General features: G+C 68.0%; 21 protein-coding genes. 14 read left to right on the top strand and 7 right to left on the bottom strand.

The features are described from left to right. Positions 1–15 precede the first annotated feature (15 nt). The 4 genes from lysA to ACESL5_RS03435 all read left to right on the top strand — a co-directional run bounded on the left by lysA (position 16) and on the right by ACESL5_RS03435 (position 4,809). Positions 16–1,296 carry a diaminopimelate decarboxylase gene (lysA, locus tag ACESL5_RS03450; protein WP_372591402.1) on the top strand — a complete coding sequence of 427 codons (1,281 nt, stop codon included), beginning with the start codon at positions 16–18 and terminating at the stop codon, positions 1,294–1,296. Positions 1,297–1,523: 227 nt separating this feature from the next. Beyond that, entirely contained in the window at positions 1,524–2,264 is a 741-nt protein-coding gene (locus ACESL5_RS03445) for a glutathione peroxidase (protein WP_372591388.1), read from the top strand. A 124-nt stretch (positions 2,265–2,388) separates the two neighbouring features. Then, positions 2,389–3,756 carry a glutathione-disulfide reductase gene (gene gorA / locus ACESL5_RS03440; RefSeq protein ID WP_372591387.1) on the top strand — a complete coding sequence of 456 codons (1,368 nt, stop codon included), beginning with the start codon at positions 2,389–2,391 and terminating at the stop codon, positions 3,754–3,756. A 126-nt stretch (positions 3,757–3,882) separates the two neighbouring features. Beyond that, positions 3,883–4,809: a LysR family transcriptional regulator gene (locus ACESL5_RS03435; protein WP_372591386.1), complete on the top strand. Its 927-nt coding sequence runs from the start codon at positions 3,883–3,885 to the stop codon at positions 4,807–4,809. A gap of 24 nt (positions 4,810–4,833) precedes the next feature. Here the strand turns inward: ACESL5_RS03435 and ACESL5_RS03430 are convergent, their stop codons facing one another. Then, the gene (locus ACESL5_RS03430; protein WP_372591385.1) at positions 4,834–7,446 is read right to left on the bottom strand and encodes a diguanylate cyclase; all 2,613 of its coding nucleotides are present in this window, start codon (positions 7,444–7,446) and stop codon (positions 4,834–4,836) included. A gap of 360 nt (positions 7,447–7,806) precedes the next feature. Between ACESL5_RS03430 and ACESL5_RS03425 the strand changes: the two genes are divergently transcribed. The 4 genes from ACESL5_RS03425 to ACESL5_RS03410 all read left to right on the top strand — a co-directional run bounded on the left by ACESL5_RS03425 (position 7,807) and on the right by ACESL5_RS03410 (position 12,358). After that, a complete protein-coding gene (locus ACESL5_RS03425; protein ID WP_372591384.1) occupies positions 7,807–8,754 on the top strand; it encodes an aldo/keto reductase in 948 nt (315 codons plus the stop codon). Positions 8,755–8,763: 9 nt separating this feature from the next. Then, complete coding sequence (locus tag ACESL5_RS03420; protein ID WP_372591383.1) at positions 8,764–9,360, top strand: DUF6064 family protein; 597 nt, start codon at positions 8,764–8,766, stop codon at positions 9,358–9,360. An 83-nt stretch (positions 9,361–9,443) separates the two neighbouring features. Beyond that, entirely contained in the window at positions 9,444–11,615 is a 2,172-nt protein-coding gene (locus ACESL5_RS03415) for a VTT domain-containing protein (RefSeq protein WP_372591382.1), read from the top strand. 38 nt (positions 11,616–11,653) lie between these two features. Further along, positions 11,654–12,358: an endonuclease/exonuclease/phosphatase family protein gene (locus ACESL5_RS03410; RefSeq protein WP_372591381.1), complete on the top strand. Its 705-nt coding sequence runs from the start codon at positions 11,654–11,656 to the stop codon at positions 12,356–12,358. Between the two features lie 10 nt (positions 12,359–12,368). On the opposite strand, the gene yihA is transcribed toward ACESL5_RS03410, so the two are convergent. Continuing rightward, on the bottom strand, positions 12,369–13,040 hold the full coding sequence (yihA, locus tag ACESL5_RS03405; protein ID WP_372591380.1) for a ribosome biogenesis GTP-binding protein YihA/YsxC: 672 nt from the start codon (positions 13,038–13,040) through the stop codon (positions 12,369–12,371). 219 nt (positions 13,041–13,259) lie between these two features. Between yihA and ACESL5_RS03400 the strand changes: the two genes are divergently transcribed. The 6 genes from ACESL5_RS03400 (at position 13,260) to ACESL5_RS03375 (ending at position 20,932) form a co-directional block, all read left to right on the top strand. Continuing rightward, positions 13,260–13,892 (top strand): c-type cytochrome, encoded by a 633-nt coding sequence (locus ACESL5_RS03400; protein ID WP_372591379.1) that lies wholly within the window; start codon positions 13,260–13,262, stop codon positions 13,890–13,892. A gap of 237 nt (positions 13,893–14,129) precedes the next feature. Then, positions 14,130–16,358: a cytochrome c biogenesis protein ResB gene (locus ACESL5_RS03395; RefSeq protein ID WP_372591378.1), complete on the top strand. Its 2,229-nt coding sequence runs from the start codon at positions 14,130–14,132 to the stop codon at positions 16,356–16,358. Positions 16,359–16,403: 45 nt separating this feature from the next. Further along, positions 16,404–17,612 carry a c-type cytochrome biogenesis protein CcsB gene (ccsB, locus tag ACESL5_RS03390; protein ID WP_372591377.1) on the top strand — a complete coding sequence of 403 codons (1,209 nt, stop codon included), beginning with the start codon at positions 16,404–16,406 and terminating at the stop codon, positions 17,610–17,612. Between the two features lie 149 nt (positions 17,613–17,761). Further along, positions 17,762–18,442: a thiol:disulfide interchange protein DsbA/DsbL gene (locus ACESL5_RS03385; RefSeq protein WP_372591376.1), complete on the top strand. Its 681-nt coding sequence runs from the start codon at positions 17,762–17,764 to the stop codon at positions 18,440–18,442. A gap of 7 nt (positions 18,443–18,449) precedes the next feature. Continuing rightward, positions 18,450–20,093, top strand: coding sequence for an acetolactate synthase large subunit (locus ACESL5_RS03380; protein ID WP_372591375.1), 1,644 nt, complete (start codon positions 18,450–18,452; stop codon positions 20,091–20,093). Next, positions 20,093–20,932 (top strand): endonuclease/exonuclease/phosphatase family protein, encoded by an 840-nt coding sequence (locus ACESL5_RS03375; RefSeq protein ID WP_372591374.1) that lies wholly within the window; start codon positions 20,093–20,095, stop codon positions 20,930–20,932. Before ACESL5_RS03380 ends, ACESL5_RS03375 begins: the two co-directional genes overlap by 1 nt. Positions 20,933–20,942: 10 nt before the next feature. On the opposite strand, the gene ubiD is transcribed toward ACESL5_RS03375, so the two are convergent. From ubiD to ACESL5_RS03350, 5 genes are all read right to left on the bottom strand, one after another. Then, positions 20,943–22,502 carry a 4-hydroxy-3-polyprenylbenzoate decarboxylase gene (ubiD, locus tag ACESL5_RS03370; RefSeq protein ID WP_372591373.1) on the bottom strand — a complete coding sequence of 520 codons (1,560 nt, stop codon included), beginning with the start codon at positions 22,500–22,502 and terminating at the stop codon, positions 20,943–20,945. Next, positions 22,492–23,790 carry a heme biosynthesis HemY N-terminal domain-containing protein gene (locus ACESL5_RS03365; protein WP_372591372.1) on the bottom strand — a complete coding sequence of 433 codons (1,299 nt, stop codon included), beginning with the start codon at positions 23,788–23,790 and terminating at the stop codon, positions 22,492–22,494. The genes ubiD and ACESL5_RS03365 overlap by 11 nt, the downstream gene beginning before the upstream one ends. After that, a complete protein-coding gene (locus ACESL5_RS03360) occupies positions 23,787–25,145 on the bottom strand; it encodes a uroporphyrinogen-III C-methyltransferase (protein WP_372591371.1) in 1,359 nt (452 codons plus the stop codon). The genes ACESL5_RS03365 and ACESL5_RS03360 overlap by 4 nt, the downstream gene beginning before the upstream one ends. 50 nt (positions 25,146–25,195) lie before the next feature. Then, positions 25,196–25,999 (bottom strand): uroporphyrinogen-III synthase, encoded by an 804-nt coding sequence (locus ACESL5_RS03355; RefSeq protein ID WP_372591370.1) that lies wholly within the window; start codon positions 25,997–25,999, stop codon positions 25,196–25,198. A 4-nt stretch (positions 26,000–26,003) separates the two neighbouring features. Then, on the bottom strand, positions 26,004–26,531 hold a 528-nt coding region (locus ACESL5_RS03350; RefSeq protein WP_372591369.1), incomplete at its 5' end, for a hydroxymethylbilane synthase.

Below are 26,531 nucleotides of genomic sequence, written 5' to 3'. Positions count from 1 at the left end.
CCCGTGCCCAAGACCATGCTTCCCGACCAGTTCTCCCGCGGCGACAACGACGACTTGATGATCGAGGGGGTCAGCGTCGCCGAGGTGGCCGAGCGCTTTGGCACGCCCACCTACGTCTATTCGCGCGCGGCGATCGAATCGGCTTTCGGCGCCCTGACCGAAGCGTTCGGCGACCGGGCCCATCGCATCTGCTACGCGGTGAAGGCCAACAGCAACATCGGCATCCTGGGGCTGCTCGCCCGCCTGGGTGCCGGATTCGACATCGTCTCGATCGGTGAGCTCGAGCGCGTGCGGGCCGCCGGCGGCGACCCGGCGGTGGTGGTGTTCTCCGGCGTGGGCAAGTCGGCCGACGAGATCCGGCGCGCGCTGGACGCCGGCATCGGCTGTCTGAATGTCGAGTCCGAGGCCGAATTGGACCGTATTGCCGCCATCGCCACCGAAATGAGCCGAACGGCACCGATATCCCTGCGAGTCAACCCGGACGTCGATGCCCGGACCCATCCCTACATCTCCACCGGGCTGAAGGACAACAAGTTCGGCATCGCCATCGACGAGGCACTATCCCTCTACGAGCGCGCCCACGCTCACCCGGCACTCGAGGTCATCGGCATCGACTGCCACATCGGCTCGCAGCTGACCGACGTGTCGCCCTTCGCCGCGGCAGCCGAGCGGGTGATGAAGCTGGCTCACCAGCTGGCCGAGCGCGGCATCCGCCTGAAGCACCTGGACCTGGGCGGTGGACTGGGTATCCGCTACACCGACGAGCAGCCCCCGGCGGCGGCCGACTGGATCGAGGCGATCCGCTCGGTGGTGGACGCCGACCCGCTCGGCCGCGACCTGCCGATCTGGATCGAGCCGGGCCGTTTCCTGGTCGGCCCGGCCGGGGCGCTGGTCACGCGGGTGGAATACCTCAAGCCGGGCAGCCACAAGTCGTTCGCCATCGTCGACGCGGCCATGAACGACCTGATGCGTCCGGCCCTCTACGGCAGCGACATGGCGATCGTCCCCGCCGCCAAGGGCACGGGCACGCGCTCGCAGGACACCTGGGAGATCGTCGGCCCGATCTGCGAGACGGGTGATTTCCTCGGTCACGAGCGGTCGCTCGAACTCGGCGAGGGCGACCTGCTGGCAGTGCTGGCCGCCGGCGCCTACGGCTTCTCCATGGCGTCCAACTACAACACGCGCCCGCGGGCGGCCGAGGTGCTCGTCGACGGCGGCGCCTGCCACGAGATCCGGCGGCGCGAACCCCTCGAATCCCTTTGGGCACTGGAGCGGCTCCCGCCGCTGGAGCGATAGCCTGCATCTATCGGGTTAATCGTAATTCGCAATTTCAATTACCAAGGGTAATGAAATAGGCTCTCCCCCGGTGATCAGGGCTCCCCGCCATGTCGGGGAACCTGAACGAGATCCGTGATTGTTTTTTCACGGATCGACCCTATATTTTCCTCTCGGCGAGGCACCGGGCGTGCCCCGCGCATTTTTTTGTTCGTTTCCATTCCAAAACCCCAGAGGAGCATTGCTGCATGCTTGAGAATCGTGAAGGCCAGAAGGTACCCAATGTCACCTTCCGCACCCGTCAGAACCACGACTGGGTCAACGTGACCACCGACGACATCTTCAAGGGCAAGACCGTTGCCGTCTTTTCCCTGCCGGGCGCATTCACGCCGACCTGTTCCTCGAGTCACGTGCCCCGCTTCAACGAGCTGGCGCCGGTGTTCAAGAAGCATGGCGTCGACGAGATCGTCTGCATTTCGGTCAACGACGCCTTCGTCATGAACGAGTGGGCGCAGGACCAGAATGCCGATCGCATCCGCTTCCTGCCGGACGGCAATGGCGACTTCACCGACGGCATGGGCCTGCTGGTCGACAAGGACGACCTCGGTTTCGGCAAGCGCTCCTGGCGCTATTCCATGCTGGTCAAGGACGGCACCATCGAGAAGATGTTCATCGAGCCGGAGAAGCCGGGCGACCCCTACGAGGTCTCCGACGCCGACACCATGCTCGACTGGCTGGCACCGAACGCCAAGAAGCCGCACTCGATCATGATGTTCTCCCGCAAGGGCTGCCCGTTCTGCGCCCGCGCCAAGGGCATGCTGCACGACGCGGAGCTGGAGTTCGACGAGATCATCGTCGGTGACGACGTCAACCTGCGCGCCCTGCGTGCCGTCGCCCAGACCGAGACCGTCCCGCAGGTCTATGTCGACGGTCAGCGCGTCGGCGGCAGCGAAGAGACCGAGAAGTGGCTCAAGGAACAGGGCTACTGATCGCGCACGACGGCTAACCCCGTCCCGGTCCGGGCCTTGCCCGGGCCGGCTTTCGAATGCCCGTGTCCAGAAACCGGCATCCGAAAGCCCGAATCCATTGACGGACAAAAATCCGGAGGCATCCATGAGTGGCAAGCATTTCGACATGATCGTTCTCGGTGGCGGTTCCGGCGGCCTGGCAGTCGCCGAACGCGCCGCGCAGTACGGCAAGAACGTCGCCGTCGTCGAGCCGACCGCGCTCGGCGGGACCTGCGTGAACGTCGGCTGCGTGCCGAAGAAGGTCATGTGGTACGCCGCCAACCTGGCCCACGACCGCCACGATGCCACCGACTGGGGCTTTGCCGACGCCCCCGGCGAAGTAGACTTCGCCACGCTGGCGAAAAAGCGCCGCGAGTTCATCGCCGGCATCAACCGCTTCTGGGACGGTTACGCCAGTGACCTCGGCCTGACGGTCATCGAGGGCCACGGTCGCCTGGCCGGCGACAAGTCCGTGCAGGTCGGCAGCGAGACCTACACGGCCGACCACATCGTGATCTCCACCGGCGGCCGGCCGCTGGTCCCGCCGGTACCGGGCGCCGAGTACGGCATCACGTCAGACGGCTTCTTCGAGCTCGATGAGCTGCCCAAGCGCACGGCCGTGATCGGCGGCGGCTACATCGGCGTGGAACTCGCCGGGGTGCTCCGCTCGCTGGGGAGCTACGTCACCCTGCTCGACATGCTCGACACCGTGCTGGCCCCCTTCGACCCGATGGTCCGTGAGACGGCCACCGAGAACCTCGACGCCATGGGCATCGAGCGCCACCTGCCCTTCAAGGTGGCAAAACTGGAGAAGACCGACGCGGGCACGATCATCCACGGCGACGGCGGCGAGCAACTCGGCCCGTTCGACCAGGTGATCTGGGCGGTCGGCCGCAAGCCGAACACCGATGACATCGGCCTGGAGAAGGCCGGCGTGACGGTGGAGAAAAACGGCATGATCCCGGTCGATGCCTACCAGAACACCAACGTTGACGGCATCTACGCCATCGGCGACATCATCGGCAAGTACCCGCTCACCCCGGTCGCCATCGCCGCCGGGCGCAAACTGTCCGATCGGTTGTTCGACGGGCAGAAGAAAGCCAAGCTCGACTACGAGACGATCCCGACGGTGGTCTTCTCCCACCCGGCGCTGGGCACCGTTGGCCTGACCGAGCCCCAGGCGATCGAGCAGTTCGGCGAGGACGAGGTAACGATCTACGAGACGCGCTTCACGCCCATGCGCTACGCCCTGTCCTCCCATGGCTTCAAGACCGCGATGAAGCTGGTCTGCGTGGGCGACAAGCAGCGCGTGGCCGGGCTGCACATCGTCGGCGACGGGGCCGACGAGATGCTGCAGGGCTTCGCCGTGGCGGTGAAGGCCGGTTTGACCAAGGCGGACTTCGACAACACGGTGGCCATTCACCCGACCTCCTCGGAAGAGCTGGTCACCCTCAAGACCCCGCGCGACGCCTGAGCGACGTCGGGGAAGACCCGTCGAGACGGAACTCGGCGGCCGTGACGGGGCCCAATCGCCACCGGGAACGAACGGAACGACCGTTCGCCCCGGATGGCACCGCCCTCCCTTGCCGAGAATCGACCGATGTTCCTTGAACTGCGCCACCTCAAGACGATGCGTGCGATCGAGCGGACCGGCTCGCTGGCGCAGGCCGCCGAACAGCTGCACCTGACCCAGTCCGCCCTGTCCCACCAGATCCGGGCGCTGGAGTCCTATTACGAGACGTCCCTGTTCTCGCGCAGCTCGCGACCCATGCGGCCCACCGAGGCCGGACGCCGGCTGCTTGCCGCCGCCGACACGATCCTGCCGGAGATCGAAGACCTGGACCGCGACCTGCGCCAGATCGCCGGCGGGGCGACCGGGCGACTGTTCCTCGCGCTGGAATGCCATTCCTGCTTCACCTGGCTGATTCCGACGCTGGAACGCTACCGGTCCGAATGGCCGTCGATCGAGACCGACCTGTCGCTGTCCTACAGCTTCGATGCGATCGACGCCCTGCGGCGGGGACAGCTCGACGGCGTGATCAGCTCCGACCCGGTCGATGACCCCGACCTGCACTTCGAGCCGCTGTTCCGCTACCCGGTCGTCCTGGCGGTCGCACCGGATCACCCCCTGGCCGGCAAGGAACGCATCCGGCCGGAGATGCTGGCCGACCAGACGGTCATCAGCTATCCGGTCGAGCGCAAGCGGCTCGACCTGTTCCAGCACTTCCTCGACCCGGCCGGCGTGGAGCCGGCTGGCCAGCGCAGTTCGGAGCTCACGGCCATGATCGCCCAGTGGGTGGCCAGCGGGCACGGCGTGGCAGCCCTGCCGAAGTGGGCGATCGCCGAGGAACTCGAACGCGGCATCATCAAGGCCCGCCCCCTGGGCGACGGGCTCTCCGGGACCATGCACCTGGCCGTGCGGCGGGACGAGCATCGGCTTGCCTACATGGATGCCTTCCTGCGACTGGCCCGCGAGCGGGCCGCCACGCTGCTCGACGACGTCTCGATCGCCCGCCCCGGGCGCTGAGGCTCGCCGCGCCGGGCGCCCGGATCAGCCATCCTCCGAGCTGAACGAGGGCTGCCCGACGGGAAGCCCTTCCACTTCCTCGGCGAACCGGTACCCCTGCGCCATCTCGATCGCCAGTCCCCGCACCAGCTCCAGCTGGGAGTCGGTCTCGATATTGTGGGCGATCACCGTCACGCCCAGCGTCTCGGCGATGGTCAGCAGGCCGTCGATGAAGGCACGGTCCCGCTGGCTGACCTTGCGGTCGCACAGCCACTCGGCCTCGATCTTGATGAAGTCGAATGCGAAACGCCGCAGGTAGCTGAACGTCTCCGGCCCCGAACCGGCCCGGTCGATGGCCAGCCGCACGCCGGCGGCTTTGAGGTCGGAGACGGGCTGCTCGAGCATCCCCAGCTCGCCGGTGATCGGGCTCTCGCTGATCTCGACCACCACCTGGTCGGCGGCAAGGGGTGATCGTTCGACGGCGTCGAGGAAGTAATGCACGAAGCGGCCCTCGAGCAGGCTGGTCGGCGCGATATTGAAGAAGACCAGACCGCCGAACCCCGCCAGCCGGTCGTCGCGCAACACGCGGCCGACCACGCGGCGATCGACCAGGTCGCAGAGCTGCTCGCGCGTGAGTACGTCGACGAACTCCGCGGCCGCCGCGACCCGCTCGCCCACCTGCACCCGGGCGAACACCTCGAAGCCGACCGCTTCTTCCGACGCCACCCGCATGACCGGCTGGAACACGGGGTAGACCGTCCCGGCGGAAACCGCGGACACGACGTCCTGGCCAGTCTCCACCACCTCGCCGATCGCCAGCACCTCGTCGCGGCCCGCTGACGCCAGACGGTTCTTGCCGGCCTCCTTGGCGCGATACATGGCCTGGTCGGCGAGAGAGAACACCGTCTGGGCCGACGCGCCGCCGCCATCCTCCACCGGCCCGATCGCCAGGCCGACCGAGAGGGAAGGCGAGACGATCTCGCCATCCGGTGCGGCGATGAAGGTCGCCTGCGCGCGCGAGAGCAACCGTTCCCCAACCTGCTCGGCGGTGCCGGCGTCGGTGTCCGGCAGGATAGCGACGAACTCGTCGCCGCCGTAGCGGGCGACGATGTCGCCGTCGCGCAGCCCGCCCTGCAGCAGGCCGGCCACGCGCCGCAGGTAGTCGTCGCCGAAACCGTGGCCATAGCGGTCGTTGATCCGCTTGAAGTCGTCCAGGTCGATCACCATCAGGCCGAACCGGTAGTCGTGCCGGCGAGCGCGGCCGACCTCGTAGTCCAACAGCGACCAGAACATGCGCTGGTTGTAGAGGCGCGTGAGCGGGTCGCGGGTAGCGAAGTACTCCAGGTCCTCGGTGTGCTTCTCGATCGCCCGCACGGAGCCGACGACGTTGATCATGGTCGACAGGATCGACTCGATCACCAGCTTCTTGACCGGCACCCGCGCCTCGCCCATCGGCACGATCAGGCCGACCATGCCCTGCATCGGCGGCAACTCCATGGTCAGGGTCTTGGTGTGCAGATCGAGCGCGGCGACATCGCTGAGCGCCCGCCCGCCGTGGCCGGGGTGCTGGCGGGGCGTGACGCTGCCGGAAGCCCCCTCGAAGGTCTGTCCGACCCGGGAGCGGATCTCCTGCTCCAGCCGTGCGGCCACCACTTCGTCCGCGGCATCGTGCCAGAAGACGTCCACTCCCACGGGGCGATCGGCGATGGAGAAGGCGGTGAACACACCATGCACCGTGAACTGGCGGTTGATCTCGTGCAGCAGATCACGGACGTAGCGCCGCCAGTCGCGCACCACGTCCGAGGTGATGACGAAATGCTCGAGCAGGCCGATCTCGAACTCGAGGAGGTTGCGGTCGATCGCGACCTCGCGGACCTTGTCGGTCAGCACGTCGACCCTCGACAGCACGTCGTCGAACTCGGTAAAGCCGGTCGAGGCGCCCGAAAAGCGCACGTGAGCGAGATCCTCGACCCGCTTTACCTGCCCGACCGACCGATTCAGCCGTCGCAACGAGCGTCCCAACCGCCAGCTGAGAAAGCCGGCCACCGCCAGGGCCGTGAGCAGGGGGGCGGGCATGATCAGCATCAGCCGGTTGACCAGATCCGAGTGGGCCTGGTCGATCATCGGGCCGATCGGCTGCCGGATGGAAAGCACGCCGAGGACGTCGCCCGCCCGGGCGTTGGTGTGACACTGCAGGCACTCGGCATGGGCCACCAGCGGACGGTCGTAACGGACGAGGTCCTCGTCGGCGCGCACGTGGGTCTCGCGGGTGTCGAATGCCGCCAGCGCCGTGTCATCCGGCGCCGGCTGTTCGATCCGGCCGTACTGCTGGTCGACCTGCGATCCCCGGTAGACGTTGATCACCGCTCCCGGGTCGGCCTGCTGGTTCAACGAATCGAGAAATTCGTTGAGCTGCTCGCGCGTCCAGCCCTGGCGCATGATCTGGTACATGGCGTTGAAGGTGCCGTCGGCCAGCACCTGGGCGTTCTGCACCCCGGCCCGCTGCACTGCCTGTGTGAACACGGTCTGGGTGGCCAGATAGACCGCCAGCGTGACCGCCACCGACACCAGCAGCGCCGCGACCACCATGAGGCTGCGCAGGGATCGTGACCAGCCCGCCACGCGCGCCAGCGGACCGCCGGCTGCCCTGCCGTTCACAGACTCCCTGCCCTCCATGCGACACCCTCCCTGGCACGTGCCCCGGCCCGCCGTGGCGGGAACCGTCCGCCCACCACCCGCTCGACGGGACGGCTCCGGGGTTACGTTCCGGCGGTTCATTCGTTGTTGGTTATTCCGATGACATTAATCCGGGCACGACGCCACCGGAAATAATTATTAATACCGGCATTATCAAATACATGAATACTCTGCTGGAGAATCCCGGCGGGCAGCGGCCCGGCCGGTGGCAAAGCGAGAGCAGCCGGCCTACCTTCCATGCCAGGCGACCCGGCGCACCGAGGATCTCCGCATGGCTCGGCCGCATCGACACGACACCCCCAGAAACGAAGGCGTCACCTGATGGGAAACACCCCCTACTTGCCGGGAAGACGACGACTGCTGCGGCTGGCCGGCGGCGCCCTGGCCGGCGGCGCGCTCCCACGGGCCGTACGGCCCGTCGATGCGCGATCCACGACCGACACCATCACCACCCGCACGATTCCCGCCAGCGGCGAGCGGCTGCCGGTGATCGGCATGGGCACCTGGATCACCTTCAACGTAGGAAAGGACGAGGCCGCGCGCGATCGACGGACGCAGGTGCTGCGCACTTTCCTGGAACGCGGCGGCAGGCTGGTGGACTCATCACCCATGTACGGGTCGTCCGAGGCGGTGATCGGCCATGCCCTGGAGCAACTGGAAGACCGGCATGACCTGTTCGCGGCGAGCAAGGTCTGGACGCCCTCCGGTAGCGAGGGGCGCTCGCAGATCGAACGCTCCGAACGGCTCTGGGGCATCGAGCGCTTCGACCTGATGCAGATCCACAACCTGGTCGCCTGGGAAGAGCATATGGACACACTGCTGGCCATGCGGGAGAGCGGGCACCTGCGCTATGTCGGCATCACCACCTCGCACGGCCGGCGCCACGGCGACATCGAACGGATCATGCGCGAGCACCCGATCGATTTCGTCCAGGCCAGCTACAGCCTCGCCAACCGGGCGGTGGAGGAACGGATCCTGCCGCTGGCACGGGAGAGGGGCATCGCCTTCATCGCCAACCGGCCCTTCCAGGGCGGCCGGCTGATCGACCGGGTCAAGCGCCATTCGCTCCCGGGCTGGGCCGCCGAGGCCGGCATGCGCAACTGGGCCGAGTTCCTGCTCAAGTTCATAGTCGCCCACCCGGCGGTGACCTGCGCCATCCCGGCCACGAGCCGGGTCGAGCACATGCAGGAAAACATGGATGCGCTCACCGGTCGGCTGCCCGACGAGGCCCTGCGCCGGCGCATGGTCGAACACGTCCGCGGTCTGTAGAGGCGGTCGATGGAGACGTGGCTGAGTTATCGCCCCGCGGATCTCATCATGTTCTCGCCGGAGATCTACGTCAGGCTGTTCGAACGGCTCAACCTCGCGGCCTGGCCGGTGCAGTTGCTGCTGCCGGCACTCGCCGCCGGGATCGTGCTGCTGGCCAACTCCCGGCATCCCCACGCGCACCGGTTGGCCGCGACCGGACTGGCGGCGGCCTGGGGGATGGCGGCCTGGTGGTTCTTCCCGCTCTACGCGGAAATCAACCTCGCCGCTCCCTGGCTGGCGACCCTGTTCGCCGCCCAGTCCCTGCTTCTGCTGCTCGTTGCGGCCGGCTCCGGCCTGCGCCTGGACCGCCGTTCGGTGACCTGGTGGCCCGGGCTGGCGCTGCTGCTCTGGGGCATGGCCCTGCACCCGCTGGCGGGGCTGGCGACGGGCCGAGGCGTGGCGGGAGCGGAACTGTTTGCCCTGGCACCCGATCCAACCGCCATAGCCACCCTCGGGATCGTGCTGATGGCCCACGGCCCGGGGCGCTGGCGGCTAACGATCCTGCCCCTGGCCTGGTGCGCGATCAGCGCGGCGACCTGGTGGTCGCTGCTGTCACAGGGAACATGACGGGCAATGAAGGGGCCGGGTCTGAACTAGTCTTTAGTCGGTATCCCCGACCCACTCACCCGCGGAACGCGAACGGCGAACCGATGCAGACAACCGACGACCATCAACCCCGCGATTCCGCGGTGACACCCGACCGCTCGGCCGGCGATGGCTTCTGGCGTGTCGGCCGCGCCGATCGGATCGGGCTGGTGATCGACGGAGAGAACTGGTTCCCGGCCTTTGTCGAGATGCTGGCCGGCGCGCGACGACAGGCGTTCATCCTCTGCTGGGACGTCGACAGCCGGGTGAAGATGCACCGGCCGGACGACGCACAGTGGGGCCCCACGCATCTCACCGGCATCCTGAATCGAGCCCTGGCGGACAATCCGGAACTGGAGATCCATCTCCTGCCCTGGGACTTCGCCATGATCTACGCCTTCGAGCGGGAATGGCTGCCGCTGTTCAACCGTCCGCGCTCCCGCCACCCCCGCCTGCACGTCAAGTTCGACGGCCGGCATCCGCTGGGCGCCTCGCACCACCAGAAGCTGCTGGTGGTCGACGATCGCGCCGCGCTGGTCGGCGGGTTTGACCCGTCCCGTTGGCGCTGGGACCACCGTGCCCACGCGCCCGACGACGAGGCGCGTCGCGATCCGGACGGGCACAGCTATCCGCCGTTCCACGACCTGGCCTTCGCCGTGACCGGACCGGTCTGCCGGGACCTGGGCGAACTGGCCCGCCAACGCTGGACTCGGGCCACCGGCCAGGCCGTCGACCCGCCGGGGTCTCCGACCGGCCAGCCCCCCTGGCCCGAACGACGCATCGCGGTGGCGCTGGAGGATGCCACGGTCGGCATCACGCGCACCCTGCCGGCCTACCACGGCGAGCCCGAGGTGCGCGAAATCGAGATCACCCTCTGCCGAATGATCGCCAAGGCACGCCGCTGCATCTACGTGGAGAACCAGTACTTCACCAGCCACCGCATCGGCGAGGCCCTGGTCGCGACCCTCGAGCGGCAAAGCGGCCCCGAGGTGATCCTGGTGCTACCGCGCGAGAAGGATGGATGGCTGGAACGGATGACCATGGACGTGCTGCGGGCCCGGCTGGTACGCCGCCTGCGCGAGGCCGACCGGCACGGCCGACTGCGCATCTTCTACCCGGCCGTGGAAGGGCTCGAACCCGAGATGGTCAGCCTGCACAGCAAGCTGGTGATCGCCGACGACGACCACATCAACCTCGGTTCGGCGAACACCTCGAACCGCTCAATGGGGTTCGACAGCGAACTCAACCTGTCGCTGCTCGGCGACAGCGAACCAGCGCGGCGAGCCATCGCCGCGATGCGACACGAACTGCTGGCCGAACACCTGGACGTCACCCGCGCGGCGGTGGCCGAGGCCGAGGGTGGGCTCGGCTCGACCATCCGCGCCATCGAGACGCTGAACGAGCCGGGCCACGGGCGCTGGCTCGAGCCACTGGAAATCACCCTGGACGAGGAAATCGACCGGCAGGTGCCGGATTCGGCCGTGATCGACCCGGAACGCGCCCTCCCACCGGAGGAGCTGATCGACATGTTCATCGAGGGAAAGTCTCGTCGCCCGTTGCGACGCAAGGCCGCGACTTTCGCCCTGCTGATCGCCGCGCTGGTGGCGGTCGCCCTCGCGCTGCGTCTCACACCGTTGGGCGACCAGCTCGCTCCCCGGGATATCCTGGAACAGCTGGCGGGGCTGCGCAGCATGGAGGGCGGCCTGTGGCTTTTCCTGGGACTGGCGACCGCAGGCCTGCTGGTCGGCGTACCGGCCACTCCGGTGATCGTCGCCGCGGCCTTGATCTTCGGTGCCTGGACGGGGTTCGGTCTGGCCTACGGCGCACTGCTGACGGCCGCCATCACCGGGTTCTTCGCCGGACAATTCCTCGGGGCCGAGGCGCTGCGTCGACTGGCCGGCAAGCGGCTCGATCGGGTCAGCCGGCATCTGGCCAAACGAGGAATCTTGACGGTCTTCTCACTGCGACTGGTGCCCATCGCTCCCTTCGCCGTGGTCAACCTGGTTGCCGGGGCCAGTCGCATCCATCCGCGTGACTTCATCGTCGGCAGCCTGCTGGGCCTGCTGCCCGGCACGGCGGCCCTGACCGTGTTCTCCGAGCAGTTGCTGCGCACGCTGCTCGATCCGGGACCGACGACCATCGCCGTGCTGGCGCTGCTCACCGTCGTGTTAATCGGGATCGGCTGGGGACTCTCACGCTGGCTGGGGCTGCGCGAACAGGCATCCGGGTCGTCATGAGCCGGGAGAACGCGCCCATCACGGCACGACTTCGGGTGATGACCTGGAACATCCACAGTTGCATCGACCACCGTGGGCGCTACACCCCCGAGCGCACCGCCCGGGTGATCCGCTGGCTGCACCCGGACATCATCGCCCTGCAGGAAGCGAACCTGGCCGACGACCCCGGGCGGGATCGGCTGCTGCGCGCGCTTCGGCCGGAACTGCCGCACTGGCTCTTCGCGCCCACGCACGAGCGTGGTTGCGTCCATCGCCCCGACGAGACCACCGGTTTCGGCAACCTGATCCTGTCCCGCTGGCCTCTGGTTTCCGAGGATCCGCTGGAACTGTCCCACGGTGCGCGCGAGCCGCGGCTGGCCCTGCGCGCCCGACTAAGCACCCCGGTCGGCGACCTGCACTGCTGGGTGGTGCATCTCGGGCTCGGCCTGATCGAACGCCGCGAACAGGGGCGCCGCCTCACCGCGGCCCTGGCAAATCTGCCGGCCGACGAACCGCTGATCCTGGCCGGGGACTTCAACGAATGGTTGCCACGAGCGAAAAGCCTGCGTGACCTCCACCGGCAGCTGATCCGACTGCCGCCCCGGCGCAGCTTCCCCGCCAGCCGTCCCCTGCTGCCCCTGGACCAGATCTGGATCCGCGGACCACTGCACGCGCATCGCCTGAAGGCGGTGCGGGATCCGATCCTGAGCCGCATCTCCGATCACCTGCCGGTAGTGGCCGACCTGTCGCTCGAAGGGCACTGAGCGGCCGGAACTAGGCCTCGACCGCGTTCTCCAGCCAGCGGGCGATCACCTCGCGCACCTCGCGCACGTTGGTGCCCTTCGCGCCGGAAAAGGCCATCCACTGGACACCGGGCAGGGCATGTTCGCGCTGCATGCGGGCCACGGTCTGCTTGACCTGGCCGAATCCGAGCTTGTCGGCCTTGGTCAGCAGACCCAGCACCGGCAGGCCACGGGCGACGGCATAGTCGAGCATCTGCAGGTCGAGCGCCTTGGCCGGGTGGCGAATGTCCATGATCACCACCACCCCGACCAGCGAGCGGCGCTCGGCAAAGTACTGGGCCATGGCCTCGCCCCAGGCCCGGCGGACAGCCTGGGGCACCTTGGCGTAGCCGTAGCCCGGGAGATCGACCAGGCGGAAGCGGGCGCCGTCCTTCTCGCCACCGAGACCGAACAGGTTGATCATCTGCGTGCGCCCCGGGGTGCGCGAGGTGCGGGCGAGCGCCTTCTGGCCGACGATGGCGTTCAGCGCCGTCGACTTGCCGGCGTTCGAGCGACCGGCGAAGGCGACCTCGGCGCCGGCATCCTCGCCGATGGCCTCCAGCCGCGGGGCACTCTTGATGAAGGTGGCGGACTCGAACAGGCGGGCGGGGCTGGGACGGGCGTTCTCGGACATGGGGCGGACCTGGGTGAATGCAGTGGCCAATGGCCGATCATCCTGCCACGGCAAGAGGTTGCAAGCGAGCCGCTTATGCGGTTTGATTACGGGTTGTTTGACCCAAGGAAACTCTGCACGAATCGGATATCGCTGCTCTGCGGGGCTTGGCGAGCCAGAGTGCTATCCGATTCGTGCAGAGTGTCCCTAGCCAGAGTCAAGGTCAGGCCGAGGCCGCCGACCCATCCGAATACCGAAGAGACAGCAGCCATGAAGACAGCGACCCGTTCGATGCCGCACCGCGGCCGTTTCACCACCGGCCTGATCCTCGGGCTTTCCCTGGTTGCCGGCGCGGCCCAGGCCGACGAGGCCTCGGTGAAGGCCGGGCGCGAGGCGGCACAGGCCTGCGCGGCCTGCCACGGCGACAACGGCAACAGCAACAACCCCGCCTTTCCCTCCATCGCGGGCCAGCCGGCCGGCTATCTCGCCACCCAGCTCCGCGCCTACCGCGACGGGACGCGCGAGAACGCCATCATGAGCGGGCAGGCGGCGAACCTGAGCGACGAGCAGATCCGCGACATCGCGGCCTACTACGCCGCCCAGGAGCGCAAGGTGCTCAACCCGGCCGACGAGGGCTCGACGCTCGGCAGCCAGCTCTATCACCACGGCCGTGACGGCGTGGTTGCCTGTGCGGCCTGTCACGGCGCGGAAGGCCGCGGCAACCAGCCGGCCGGCTTCCCGGCGATGCGCGGCCTGAGCCCCGACTACACGGCCCAATCCCTGAAGGACTATCGCCGCCAGGCGCGCAAGGGCGGCAAGGCCGAGATAATGTACCCGGTGGTGGCCGATCTCAGTGACGAGGAAATCGAGGCACTGGCCGCCCATATCGCCACGTTCGAGTAACATCGCCGGGGGCAAGCGCTCTGGCCGCCCCCGAAAAGGCCTGCCTGATCAGGGACGAGATTGGCGGCGCAGACGCAGGATGCAACGGCATCCGACGGGCAAGAATCCGGAAACGCCCCCGACCGTCGAGACGCCGAGGAACCAAGGTGGCGGAAACCCATCACAACCCGTGATCGATCCCCCGGCACGACCGGACACACGCATCCATTCGCTCCCAGATCATTTCAAGGCCCGCAGATGACATCCCAGGCACAATCCGCCCCGAAACGCCGACGGCGCAGCCTCTGGTCGCGCCTGTACACCTGGCTGACCTCGATGAACCTGGCGATCGCCCTGCTGGCGATCCTGGCCATCGCCTCGGTGATCGGCACCGTCCTGCAGCAGAACCGCCCCTTCAACGACTACATGATCGAGTTCGGGCCGTTCTGGTTCGAGATCTTCAACACCCTGGGCCTGTTCGACGTCTACTCGGTGGGCTGGTTCGTCGTCATCCTGCTGTTCCTGCTCGCCTCCACGAGCGCCTGCCTGGTGCGCAACACCCCGGGGTTCATGCGTGACATGCGCGCCTTCCGGGTCAACGCCCAGTCCAAGTCGCTGCGCGCCTTCGCCCATTCCCGCCAATTCGACAGCGAACTGCCCGCCGGGGAGATCGTCCAGCGTACCCGCGGCCTGCTCGATCGGCTGGGATACAAGTCCCGGGTCAAGGAACGCGACGGCGAAACGCTGATCGCCGCGCGCAAGGGCGGGCTGAACCGGATCGGCTACGTGCTCACTCACCTGGGCATGGTGGTGATCCTCGTCGGGGGGCTGCTCGACAGCAAGATGTACCTAAAGGCGCTCAACACGCTCGGGGTTGTCGAGATCGAAACCCGCGACCTGCCGGTCAGCCAGGTACCCGAGGAAAGCCACCTGCCCGAGGGGACCCTGGCCGGCTTCCGCGGCTCGGTCAACATCCCGGAAGGCAAGTGGGGTGACGTGGCGTTCATCGGCCTGAAGGACGGCTACGTGGTACAGAACCTGCCGTTCCGCATCGACGTGAAGGATTTTCACATCGACTACTACGACACGGGCATGCCCAAGTCCTTCAACTCCGACATCAAGCTGACCGACAAGGAGACGGGCGAGGTGGTCGAGGAGACCATCCGGGTCAACCACCCGCTCAAGTACAAGGGCTACAACATCTTCCAGTCGAGCTTCGGCGACGGCGGTTCGACGATCGAGTTCGACGCCTGGCAGCTCCTCGGCCAGACCGGCACGCACCAGGAGCTCGAGGGCAAGGTCAACGATACGCGCAGCTTCGAGTTCGGTGGCGAGACCTACAAGCTCGAGTTCACGGATTTCACGCTGTTCAACGTCAACCCGGTGCCGCAGGCCCAGCAGGAATCGCTGGAAGAAGATGGCCCGGCGGCCGCCAGCCTGACCGGGGAGACGAGTGAGGCGACCGACGCCGCCGAGGAAACCGGTTTCCTGGGAGCGGCCTCCGGCTGGCTGTCCGACACCGTCTTCGGTGCATCGAGCAGTGGCGGCAAGGCTCGCGCCGAGAACGTCAACTTCGGTCCGTCGGTCACCTTCCGTCTGCGCGATCCCTCGGGCCAGGCCATCGAGTACGAGAACTACTTCTCGCCGGTGGACTTCGAGGGCACCCGCTACTTCCTCAGCGGCGTGAAGCTCAGCACCAATGCGCCGCAGCAGTTCCTGTTCATCCCGGCCGACCGGAACAACTCGCTCGAGACGTTCATGTCCTTCTACGCGACGCTCAATGACGAGGAGCAGATCCGCCGGATCGCCGCCGAGCTGATCGGTCAGGCCGGTCAAGCCGACGGACGTGAGCAGGAGGTGGAGGATTCCGCGGCCCGCTCGATTGCGTCCCTGGTCGGCCTGTTCGTCAACGAGGGCTTCTCCGCGCTGGAAGAGCGCGTCGACCAGTCGCTCGCCGAGCGCGGCATGACCGGCCCGGGCTCGGAGCAGGCCCGCCAGGCGTCCTTCCGCGTGGTGCAGTCGGTGCTGATGCGCGCCTACATGGAGACCCTGCAGGAGCAGGGGGTGGAGGAATTCGACCGCCGCGACGAGAAGTTCTTCGAGGACGCGCTGGACGTCATCACCGTGATCCCGAGCTATGGTTCGCCGATCTTCGTCGCCCCGACGAGCTTCGACCACGTCCAGTCGACCGGTCTCGAAGTCACCCGGGCGCCAGGCATGTTCTGGGTGTACCTGGGCTCGCTGATGCTCACCCTCGGCATCTTCATGCTCTTCTACATCCACTTCCGTCGCCTGTGGGTATTGATCCGGCCGGCCGAATCGGATGAAGATGGCGACAGTGGACGCCACCGGCTGATCGTGGCCGGCACCGACGCCCGCAAGAACATCGATTTCGACCAGGTCTTCGACCAGTTCAGCAATGAACTTCAGCGCCAGACCCGGTCAAACGACGAGAAAAACCCACCGTCAGACCCGGACAAGGGCTGACGGAGCCGACTGACGGCAAGACAATCCGCCCAGGAGAAAACCGCTATGTCTGTCCCGAACGAACAGATGATCAAGGGCTACGAGCCCTCGCCAGATCTCGAGACCCCGCGACGCTTCGGCCTCGTGGACACGGTCTGGGCCGTGCTGATGGTGGTAGCCGCTGCCGCGGTATACGGCCTGTACGGTGATTCACTGGACGTCTATTCCACCGGGACGCTGATCGGCGCCGCCGTCGGTCTGGGCTTCCTCGGCTGGCTCTGGCCGGCAATGCGCTGGCTGACCGGCATCGTGGCCGTCATCTCCCTGTATACCCTCTGGCAGTACAACATCCTCGGGGCGGACGGAGCCATCGGCCGCGAGGCGCTGGCCGACTTCCAGGAATCCAGCTTCCTGTTCAAGTTCCTCCTCTCCAGCACGGCGGCGACCATGTGGATGGTGGCCCTGTACATCCTGGCGATCCCCACCTACTTCATCGGTGCGCTGGTGCGCTCGGATTACGGCCTCAAGGTGGGTTCGACGCTGGTCTGGGTCGGCTCGGTGATGGGCTTCGTCGGCTTCTTCTCGCGCTGGCGCGAGTCCTACCTGATCAACATCGACTACGGCCACATCCCGGTGGGCAACCTCTACGAGGTGTTCATCGTGTTCGCCGTGTTCACCGCGCTGCTGTACCTGTACTACGAGAAGCGCTACAACAACCGCAGCCTCGGCGGTTTCGTGATGCTGATCATCGGCGTCGCGCTGGCCTTCCTGCTGTGGTACCAGTACGACCGCGCCGCCCACGTGATCGAGCCGCTGGTCCCGGCGCTCAACAGCTGGTGGATGAAGATCCACGTCCCGGCCAACTTCGTCGGCTATGGCACCTTCGCCATCGCCGCGATGGTCGGCGTGGCTTACCTGATCAAGTACAAGATGGGTGGCGACGGACCCAACGACCGCCTGCCCAAGCTGTCCGTGATGGACGACATCCAGTACAAGGCCATCGCGCTGGGCTTCGCCTTCTTCACCATCGCCACCATCCTCGGCGCGATGTGGGCCGCCGAGGCATGGGGCGGCTACTGGAGCTGGGATCCGAAGGAAACCTGGGCCCTGATCGTGTGGCTGAACTATGCGGCCTGGCTGCACATGCGACTGACCAAGGGCTGGCGCGGCCCGGTCATGGCCTGGTGGAGTATCGGCGGCCTGCTGATCACGAGCTTCGCCTTCCTCGGCGTGAACATGTTCCTCTCCGGGCTGCACTCCTACGGCGAGCTCTGAGCTCCGTCAGACCCGGAGAAGACAATGGGGCAGTCGGCTGCAACCGCAGCGGGCTTGCCCCATACTTGATTCAAGGGTCTCGGTTTTCGAGCCAGTCCCGTCCAACAGAAACCGGCGATGAACGCCGACAACCGATCGGAATGATTCCAATGACCGCTGTCACGATGCTCTCGAACCTTTCCGCCCGTCTGGCCGCCGTCGCCAGCCGCAGTACCAGGCTGCCGGCCCTGTTGATCCTCGGTGTCTCGCTGACACTCGCCGGAACGGCCTCCGCCGCCGAAGGCGAGGGCTACCGCGAGGTGACCACCAGCGTCGAATCGCCCGAGGGCAAGGTCCTGGTTCAGGAATTCTTCTGGTACGGCTGCCCGCACTGCTACCACCTCGAGGCCGAGATCGAGCCCTGGCTCGATGACCTGGACGACGACGTGGTCTTCGAGCGCCGCGCGCTCGCCCTCGGCCAGCACTGGCTGCCCCTGACGCAGGCCTTCTACGCCGCCCAGGCCCTCGGCGCGGTCGAACAGACGCACACGGCCGTGTTCGACGCCATCCACCGCCACGAACGCAAGCTGGTCGACGCCGACTCGATCGCCGACTTCTACGCAGAACAGGGCGTGGATCGTGACGAATTCCTGGATGCCTACCGCGGCTTCGCGGTCAGCAACCACGTCCGCAAGGCGAGCCAGATTGCCGACGAGGCAGGAGTGCGCGGCGTGCCCTCCATCCTGGTCGACGGGCGCTACCTGGTCACCGGTCGCCTGGCCGGCGGCAACGCGCAGATGGTCGAGGTGGTCGACGAACTGATCGACCACGTTCGCGACGAGCAGGACTGACCCGGCGGTGAGTACCGGCGCCAAACTGCTGATCCGCTGCCTGGAGAACGAGGGCATCCGCTACGTCTTCGGCATACCGGGCGAGGAGAATCTCGACTTCGTCGACGCGCTCAACGAGTCGTCGATCGAGCTGATCGTCACGCGCCACGAGCAGGGCGCGGCCTTCATGGCCGACATCGTCGGCCGGCTGACCGGCAAGCCCGGGGTGTGCTTCTCCACGCTCGGTCCCGGCGCGACGAACCTCGTCACCGGCGTGGCCGACGCCAACATGGACCACGCCCCGCTGATCGCGATCGCCGGGCAAGCGGGCATCGACCGGCTGCACAAGGAATCCCACCAGGTCCTCGACCTGGTGCGGATGTTCGAGCCGATCACCTGCTACGCCTCGCGCGTGGTCACCCCCTCGGCCATCCCGGAGACGATCCGCCGGGCGGCGAAGTTCGCCGAGGCCGGCAAGGGTGGGGCAAGTTTCATCGAACTGCCCGAAGACGTCGCCGCCATGCCGTCCGAGTCGGGACATGCCGACCCGCTGCCGGTGACCGCGAACGGGGCCAGCCAGCCGCGCGAGGAAAGCCTCGAGAACGCCGCCCGCCTGCTGAACGGGGCGCGGCACCCGATCATCCTCGCCGGCCACGGCGTGGTCCGCGCCGGGGCCAGCGAGGCGCTCGCCCATCTCGCCGAACGACTGAACATCCCCGTGGCCAACACCTTCATGGCCAAGGGCGTGATCCCCTTCCGCCACCCCATGGCGCTGGGCTCGGTGGGCCTGCAGTCGAAGGACTACGTCAACGTGGGCTTCGACCAGGCCGACGTGATCGTCTGCATCGGGTACGACCTGGTCGAGTACCACCCGCAACTGTGGCATCCCACCCGCGACCGGCAGATCATCCACATGGATACGGAGGCGGCCGAGGTCGACGCGCACTACCCCGTCGCCGCCAGCGTGGTGGGCGACATCGACACGGCCATGCGCCGGCTCGGCGAGCTGGGGGACCCGCACGAGGGCCCGGCCTTCCGCGACCTGCGCGAGGCCCTGATCGAGGACATGAACCAGCACGCCGACGACGACTGCATGCCGATCAAGCCGCAAAAGCTGATCTGGGACCTGCGCACGGCACTCTCCAGCCACGACATCGTCATCTCGGACGTCGGCGCCCACAAGATGTGGCTGGCGCGCATGTACCGCTCCGAACAACCCAACAGCTGCATCATCTCCAACGGCTTTGCCAGCATGGGCATCGCCCTGCCCGGGGCGATCGCCGCCAAGCTGCTCTACCCGGAACGCCAGATCGTGGCCGCCACGGGCGACGCCGGCTTCCTGATGAACGTGCAGGAACTGGAGACCGCGGTACGCTGCAAGACACCGATCATCGTGCTGATCTGGAACGACGGCGGCTACGGCCTGATCGACATGAAGCAGCGCCGCGGCTTCGGCCGCAGCACCGGGGTCCACTTCGGCAACCCGGACTTCGTCCAGCTGGCCGAGAGCTTCGGGGCGAAGGGCTACCGGGTCGAATCGGGCGACGGCCTGCTGCCCATCCTCAAGGACGCCATGGCAAGCGACGAGGTCTGCGTCATCGACGTGCCGGTGGACTACCGCGAGAACGAACACCTCACGCGGCGACTCGGCGAGACCCTGGTGGGCGGCTGATGGCGCGCGCGGCGACCAGGCGGTGCCTCGAGTGCAGCCCCGGGGTCGCCGGAGGCCCGACGGATTTCTCCGAGGTTCGCGGCAACCAGCCGCTCCGCCTGCTCTCCCACAACATCCAGGTCGGCATCGCCACCCACCGGTATCGCGACTACATCCTCGGCGGCTGGAAACACCTGCTGCCCAGTGCCGACCGCAAGCGGAGCCTCGACACCATCGGCGCGACGCTGTCCCACTTCGACATCATCGGGCTGCAGGAGGCGGATGCCGGCTCGATCCGCAGCCGCTTCCTCAACCAGGCCGAATACCTGGCCGAGCGGGCCGACCTGGCCCACTGGGCCGTGCGCGTCAACCGCGACCTGGGGCAGTTCGGCAAGCACGCCCTGGGGCTACTCAGCCGTATCGAGCCCATCGCCATCAACCAGCAACCGCTGTCCGGACGCATGCCCGGCCGGGGCGCGCTGTTCGCGGATTATCTCTGGAACGGCGAGCCGCTTCGGGTGATCGACACCCACCTGGCGCTGGGGCGGGGAGCACGGCGGATGCAGTTCGAGCAGCTCGGCGAGCTCTGCAACGTGCCCGGCTTCGTGGTGGTGATGGCCGACTTCAACTGCGAACCCGACGATCCGGGGTTGCGCCAGTGGCTGGTGGAAAACGGCCTGAAGCTCCCAAGGTTGTCGCCCCCCACCTACCCGCGCTGGCAGCCGCAACGGGCCATCGACCATATCGCGGTGAGTCAGGCGCTCGACATCCGCGGCACCGAAGCGCGTCCACTGGGCGGCTCGGACCACATCCCGATCGCGATGAGCATCGCCCAGCCCTGGGCCGGCGGGCCCCACTGACCCTCGGGGATCAGCCCTCGCCAGCCCGGCGTTCGGCCTCGACCATCACCCGCTCGAACACCTCCGCCATGGCCGCCTGGGCACGCGGGTCGGGCCGGATCGGCCGACCCCATTCGCGGTCGGTCTCCCCCGGCCACTTGGAGGTGGCGTCCAGCCCCATCTTGCCGCCGAGACCCGAGACCGGCGAGGCGAAGTCCAGATAGTCGATCGGGGTGTTCTCCACCAGGTGGGTATCGCGTACCGGGTCCATGCGGGTGGTCATCGCCCAGATCACGTCCTCCCAGGAGCGCGCGTCGACGTCGTCGTCCACCACGATGACGAACTTGGTGTACATGAACTGGCGCAGGAAACTCCACACACCCATCATCACGCGCTTGGCGTGCCCCGGATACTGCTTGCTCATCGACACCACCGCCATGCGGTAGGAGCAACCCTCCGGCGGCAGGTAGAAGTCGACGATCTCGGGGAACTGCTTCTGGATCAGCGGCACGAACACCTCGTTCAACGCCACGCCGAGGATGGCGGGCTCGTCCGGCGGTCGACCGGTGTGCGTGCTGTGATAGATCGGGTTCTTCCGGTGGGTGATGCGCTCGACGGTCATCACCGGGAAGATCTCGGTCTCGTTGTAGTAGCCGGTGTGATCGCCAAAGGGGCCCTCGACCGCCGTGTCGTCCGGGTGGATGAAGCCCTCGAGGACGATCTCCGCGTTCGCCGGCACCAGCAGGTCGTGCGACAGGCACTGGACCAGCCGCGTGCGCTCGCCGCGCAGCAGCCCGGCGAAGGCGTATTCGGACAGGGTGTCGGGCACCGGGGTGACCGCCCCGAGGATCGTGGCGGGGTCGGCGCCCAGTGTCACGGCAATGGGGAAGGGTTCGCCGGGGTGCGTCTGCTGCCAGTGGGCGAAGTCCAGTGCGCCGCCGCGGTGGGCCAGCCAGCGCATGATCACCCGGTTGCGGCCGACCACCTGCTGGCGGTAGATCCCCATGTTCAGGCGTTCCCGGCCCGAGGCGGCCGCATCCTCGGGGTCCGCCGACAGGCCGCCGCCCTTGCGCGGCCGGCCGCGGGTGGTGGTCAGCCCCCAGGTGATCAGCGGGGCGGCGTCCTCCGGCCAGCAGGTCTGCACCGGCCACTGCGACAGATCCACCTCGTCGCCTTCCAGAACGACCTCCTGCACCGGGGCCTTTCGCACCCGGCGCGGGGCCATGTCCAGCACCTTCTTGAAGATGGGCAGACTCTGCCAGGCCTCCTTGAGACCGGCCGGCGGATCGGGTTCCTTGAGGAAGGCCAGCAGCCGGCCGATCTCGCGCAGGTCGGCCAGCGACTGCCCGCCCATGCCCTGGGCGACGCGCTCGGGCGTACCGAAGAGATTGAGCAGGACGGGGGTGTCGAAGCCGGTGGGGTTCTCGATCAGCAGGGCCGGTCCGCCAGCCCGCAGCACGCGGTCGGCCAGCACGGTCATCTCCTGGTCGGGAGAGACCGGCTCGGTGACCCGCACCAGCTCGCCGCGGGACTCGAGACGATCCAGGAAAACGCGCAGGTCGGCTAGCGCGGCCTTGGCCTCAGCGGCCATCGGCTGCCGTCATGCCGGCCTCCATACCCGCGAGGGCCAGCGCCCGCTCGTAGAGCAGCGACGCCTCGGTGCTGTCGCGCAGCCGGGCGTGCACGCGCGCGGCGATGGCCAGGTAACGGACATCCTGGTCGAGCTGGCCGAGGCGTCCGATCCAGAGCTGCGCGGCCGACGGGTCCCCCTCCTCGAGCGCCAGCTTCGCCATGGCGTAGGCAAAGGCCGACCGTTCACCGGCATGGGCGACATCCGGGGCATTGGCCGGCTCGTTCCACTCCTCGGGCACCAGTCGCTTGAGGCGCTTGCGGGCCTCGGCCGGGTCGCTGTGATCGAGATCGGCCCAGGCACGCAGCGTCGCCGCGTCGCGATGCCTCGACAGGCGCCTCTCGAGGATCTCGGTGGCCGCCTGGCCGGCATTGCTACGCTGCAGCGCCCGGGCATAGGCGATGGTCACCCCGGCATTCTGCGTCACGTTGAGTCCCGCCTCGGCCCACAGCCGCGAGAGCACATCCAGGTCGCGGCGTCGGGCCGCGGCCTCCATGCGCCCCAGCAACACTGTGCGCTCGAGTCTGAGGAGCTCGTCACCGGTCAGCCGGTTGCTCTTGATCCGCCGAAGGGTCGGCAGCAGCTTGGCCAGCGCTTCCCAGTCCCCGGCATGCTCGAGCAGCTGGGCGCGAATCAGCAGGATCGCCTCGTCGCGCGGGTGGGTCTCGGTGAGCGGTTCGACCAGCTCCCGCGCCCACTCGATCTCACCCAGGCTCATCAGTCGCTGCACGATGTGCAGCCGCAGAAACTCGGCGAACTTGGGAAAGCGGCGGACAACCGTCTCGAACAGGTCATTGATCGCATTCCGGGAGTCCTCGCGTGACCGCGTGGCAACCCCCTGCCGGGACGGATCGAAGCCGTCGAGCAGCGCATCGATGGCGATCTGGAAGTGCAGCGGCGGGAGACTGCCGTCTTCCACCCCCGCCAGGGCATAGCGCTGAGCCTCGTCGGAGTGACGGCGCTGACGCTCGGCCCAGGCACGCAGCAGCTTCTCGTCGGCGGTCCTGCGGCGCTTGTCCGCCGACCGGCGCGCCCAGCGTCGGGGCAAGTGAAAGATCCCGGCCAGCACACGCCAGACGAGCAGGAGCGCGACCAGGGCCGCCACGGCGATCAGCACCAGGCCCAGTGCCGTGGTTTCCAGCCGCCAGCCGGCGAACTCCACCATGGCCGCCCCGGCGCCGGGCAGGAAGTAGACCCCCGCGGCGACCAGGGCCGCGAGTACGAGAATCCAGAAAATCACGCGTTTCATTGATCCGCCTCCTTGCCTGCCGAAGCGGTGCGCTCAGCATCCTCGGCCAGCGCCCTTTCCTGTGCCACTCCCTTCTCCCAGGTCTCGAGCACCGCATCCAGCGGCGGGAAGTCCCGGGCCGCGAAGCGGGTGCGCGCGGTCTCGAGGGCCGACCGGGCCGCGGCGGGGCCGGCGGCATCCGTGGCGTAGTGTTCTTCCAGCCAGGACGAGGCCTCGTCGACCGTGGTGCGAAGGGCACGGTGGTCGCGGGCCAGCAGCGATTCGCGCACGGCCGTCAACCACAGGCGCATTTCCCGGTCGGTGGCGACCCGCTCACGCACCCGCGTGGGCGTATCCGAACGGGTGACCGTGACCTGCGAGCCTAGCCAGGAAGTCGCGCCGGACCATGCCCGCTCGTACCAGGCGGCATCCTCCGGCGAATCCTCCGCCTTCGTTTCGGACTCGGACGGGGTCGGCTCGTCGCGCGCATTTTCTGCCTCGCCCGCCAGCGGCCAATCCTCGACACGGTCGGCCAGTCGCCTCAGTTCCAGTGCCTGGCCGACCCGATCGCCCTCGCCGGCCGCCTCGAGTTCGCCAATGGCGTCGCTGATGGCCGAACGCAGCGGCAACCAGTGCGGCCGCGACAGGGCCGCCAGTCGCTCGTCGGCCAGCTCGAGGGCGGTCATCGCCCCTTCCGGATCGCGGGAAATCACCAGGCGCTCCTGGGCGCGGGTCAGCAAAAAGCCGATCTCGGCGGTCTTCCAGGCGATCTCGCCGCGGCTGAGACGGTCGTCGATCTCGGCGACTCGGGCGGCCAGCCGGTCCTGTCGTTGATCGAGCTCGTCCTGCCGCCCGCTCAGGGCAGACTCGACCTCGCGACGGATCTCGTCACTGCGTGACTCCAGTGCGTCCACAGCGGCTCGGTTGGCCTGCAGGTCATCCGTCACGGTCGCGAGCTCGCCGTCAAGCCGTTCCGCGACCGAGCTCTGCTGGTCGATCGCCGCCTGCTGGCGTTCGCCCAATTGCCAGAAGTACCAGCCCCCGGCGGCAGCCAGCCCGAGCAGGACCAGGAAAAGCAGCGCCAACCAGAAACCGAAGGTGCCGCGGGAGACCCCGGCGGGCTTCTGTTCGCCGGCGACCGCGGCCGGTTGCCCGCCGGGAGAATCCTTGCCCGTCTCGTCAGCCGACGCCGCAACATCCACGCGTTCGTCCGCCGTCGCCTCGGCCGGTGATTCGTCCGCGGCGGATGCTGCGGTGGCCTTTTCCTCGATCCGAGGCTCGTCGGAAGATTCGGCCGGCTTTTCATCGGTCCGCAACTTCTCAGGCGCTTCGGCCGCCTTGTCCTCGGCCCGCTTGTCGGCGTCTTTCTTGTCCATGTTCATCCCCCGTGTACACGGTGTCCCGGCGACGATCGTACGTCCTGCATCTATTGTAGCCCCCTGCCGGCGGTCGCCCGCCGGCCGACCACGTCCCAGACGGCCCGGGCGAGCATCTCCGGCGAAGGCCCGCCGGCCACGGCGATCTCACCCTTGAAGCCGAGCTCGCGTGCCCGGTCACGGGCGCGCTCGTTGATCACCACCAGGGTCGAGTCTAGCAGTCCATCCCGGTTGGCATGCGCCAGCGCCGCGAGACACTCGATGGCCTGCGGTGCGGTCATGACCCAGACCGTTCCCGGCCCGGACCGACGCACCACCGCGTCGTCGGAGCGGCCGGTGCACTCGCGCCGATAGACGGGCACGAACACCGGCCTCGCTCCCCGCTCGGCGAGGCGCTCGGCCAGGAGCCCGCGACCGGTCTCGCCGCGGACGATCCACACGGTGCGCCCGCGCATGTCGACCTGCGCCAACCGTTCGAGCAGCCCCTCGCTGTCCTCTGAACCGTCGGGCAGGAAGTCGGCCGGGCGTCCGGCCTCGGCCAGCGCCCGGCCGGTGGCCTCGCCAACGGCGGCCACCCGGGCCCCGGGCCATTCATGCAGCGGACGGATGGCGCCGGCCATGCTCACCGCGCGGGGACTGACGAACACCACCAGGTCCGACGCCTGCATGGCGGCGAGGGCCGCGAGCAGCTCGCCCGGGTCCAGCGGCAGGATTCGCAGCAGGGAATAATCGCAGAACGCGGCCGACATGCTCGGCGGACGGGCGGCGAGCAGGGCGGCACGAAGCGCGTCGTTGGCGCCCTCCGGGCGGGTCAGGACGACACGGTCGACCGGGGCGGCGTTCCCGTCGCTCAACGGATCAGCCCTTCCCCGGGGCCTCGGTCTCGATGCCGACCTCGGCGAGGATCTTGTCGGCCCCGTCACGCAGCACCCGCTCGGCCAGCTCGATGCCGAGCGCCTCGGCCTGGTCGCGCGGACCGCGGATCTCGTCGCGCAGGGTCTCGGAGCCGTCCGGGCGGCCGACCAGGCCGCGCAGCCACAGCTGGTCGTCCTCGACCAGCAGGGCGTGGCCGCCGATGGGGACCTGGCAGCCGCCGTTGAGACGGGTGTTGAAGGCCCGCTCGGCGGTCACGCGGATGGTGGTGTCACGGTCGATCAGCGGGTCGATCAGCGCGTGCACCGCCGCGTCGTCGCTGCGCGCCTCGATACCGAGCGCGCCCTGGCCCATGGCCGGCAGCGACTCCTCGGCCGAGAGGCGGTGCGTGATGCGGTCGGCCAGCTCGGCGCGCTTGAGGCCGGAAGCCGCCAGGATGATGGCGTCGTACTCGCCGTCGTCGAGCTTCTTCAGGCGGGTGTGGATGTTGCCGCGCAGGGTCTTGACCTGGAG

This window comes from Guyparkeria sp. (assembly GCF_041687595.1).
Taxonomy (GTDB): Bacteria; Pseudomonadota; Gammaproteobacteria; order Halothiobacillales; family Halothiobacillaceae; genus Guyparkeria.
This window is presented reverse-complemented; position numbering and strand designations above follow the sequence as displayed.